Origin of the sequence: Accumulibacter sp. (assembly GCF_032229525.1) — a bacterium.
GTDB lineage: Bacteria > Pseudomonadota > Gammaproteobacteria > Burkholderiales > Rhodocyclaceae > Accumulibacter.
On record NZ_JAVTWB010000254.1, the window covers coordinates 1 to 1943 of the forward strand.

The 1943-nt window shown below is 61.8% G+C and carries 1 protein-coding gene; it reads left to right on the top strand.

Features of this window, described 5'->3' with window-relative positions; all coding sequences use genetic code 11:
• Window positions 1-127 precede the first annotated feature (127 nt).
• Window positions 128-1903, top strand: a complete 1776-nt coding sequence (locus tag RUW20_RS20405; protein WP_313954055.1) for a DUF6880 family protein — start codon at window positions 128-130, stop codon at window positions 1901-1903.
• Window positions 1904-1943 lie beyond the last annotated feature (40 nt).

Consider the following 1943-nt stretch of genomic DNA (forward strand, 5'->3'; position numbering starts at 1 on the left):
GAGTCGCGACATGATTCGGCGAGTCCTGATTACACCGAAGGGGCAGACGCTCGACAGCATTGGCCGCGGCCCAGGCGCACCCTGGCAAGAGAGGCAATTCACGTGAAGAAGTGCAATCGAGAGGGAAATGACGGTGCTGGCCACGCTCATCAATCGTAACGCGCTCGAATCGCGGGCGGGCGGCACGGCCTTTCGGCGTGGCGAAGCATACTTTTCCACCGGCGCTGTCGGGCAGCTACGGGCGCAGGAAAACAAGGTCTCTGCCAAAGTCGAAGGCACGCAAAGCTATCGGGTCGAACTCCGAGGCGAGGACGGCGAGCTTGCCGCAGATTGCACCTGTCCGCGCTCCGGCGACGGCTATTGCTGCAAGCATTGCGTCGCAGTTGGATTGGCATGGCTCGACGAACACGGATCGACGTCATTGCCGACCGATGGCGCGGGCAGAAAACCTGCCAAGGCCAAACGCCGCGATCCGTGGCAAGACATCCGGCAATACCTGGAAAGCCAGCCAAGCGAATCCCTGGTCGAGCTGTTGCTGGATGTCGCGCAGCGCGACGACCGGCTATTCCAGTCGCTCCTGCTCAAGGCGGAGCGAACACACGACGGCGGCAATGCCGACAAGGCATTCCGGCGTGCGATCGACGACGCGGTGCGGATTCGTGGCTTCATCGAATGGCGCGAGGTCGGCACCTATGCCGGGAATATCGACCAGGTGGTCGATTCCCTGGCCGAGTTGCTGCAAGCGGATTCCGCCGCCATGCTGGTGGGTCTCGCCGAGCATGCGATCGAGAAGGTCGAGCACGCCATGGAGCAGGTCGATGACTCGAACGGCGAAATCGGTGGCATCGTCTGTCGCCTTGGCGAGATGCATCTCAAAGCCTGCACGCTGGCGAAGCCCGACCCGGTGGCGCTTGCCGAGCGCTTGTTCAGTTTTGCAAGCACCTTGCCCTTCGGCTTGTGCAGTTTCGACGCCGCCACCTACCGGACACCCCTCGGCAAAAAAGGCTTGCAGCGCTACCGCGAGTTGGCTGAAGCCGAATGGCGGAAGATCAAGCCACGCACCGACGACAAGGGTTATGACCCCCATCGGGCGTCGATCACCCGCATCATGGAGCGCCTCGCCGAGGCCAGCGGCGACGTCGATGAACTGGTGGCGATCAAGGCCAAGGATCTTTCCTCCAGCTACCGCTATCTCGGCATTGCCGAAATTCTGGCCAAGGCGAAACGCCATGACGAAGCCCTCGTCTGGGCCGAGCGCGGCCTGCAAGCGTTTCCGGATCGACCGCACAATGACCTGCGGGATTTTCTGGTCGCCGTCTATCTCACGCGCAAGCGCAACGACGAGGCGCTGCAGCTTACCTGGGTTCAGTTCGAGGAACGTCCCGGTCTGGAGCCGTACAGGAAGCTGCGTGAGGTCGCCGGCAAGCTGGGCATCTGGCCGGTGCAGCGCGAGCGTGCCCTGGTCTGGCTCGATCAGGCCATTACCAGGGAGGCCGCATCGACCAGCCGCTGGAAACCCACGCCATCGACGCCAAACTACAGCTTGCGTCTATCTATCGCCTTATGGGAGGAGGACCTGGATGCTGCCTGGGCTGTGGCCCACCAAGGCATCTGTGACCGTACCCTGTTGATCGCGCTCGCCGGGAAGCTCGAAAAGGAACGCGCCGATGATGCCATCAGTCTGTATCGGCGAGTCATACCTGCCATCGTCGACGAAACCAAGAACTCGGCTTACGAGCAAGGCGTGCGGCTGGTCCGCAAGATCGGTAGCCTGATGGCGGCACAGAACAGGCTGCGCGCATTTGCCGACTATCTGGCAGAACTCCGATTGCAGTTCAAGCCGAAACGGAATTTCATCAAGCTGCTGGATGACGTCGTCCGCTCGATGACACTCGCAAAATGATCCGTGCAAGACCCAGTCGTGGAGAGCGCACGGGGTCAGC

What these genes read in the sequence shown, in the direction of transcription:
- RUW20_RS20405 (WP_313954055.1), top strand. Translation starts at nt 128, where the DNA reads ATGACGGTGCTGGCCACGCTCATCAATCGTAACGCGCTCGAATCGCGG.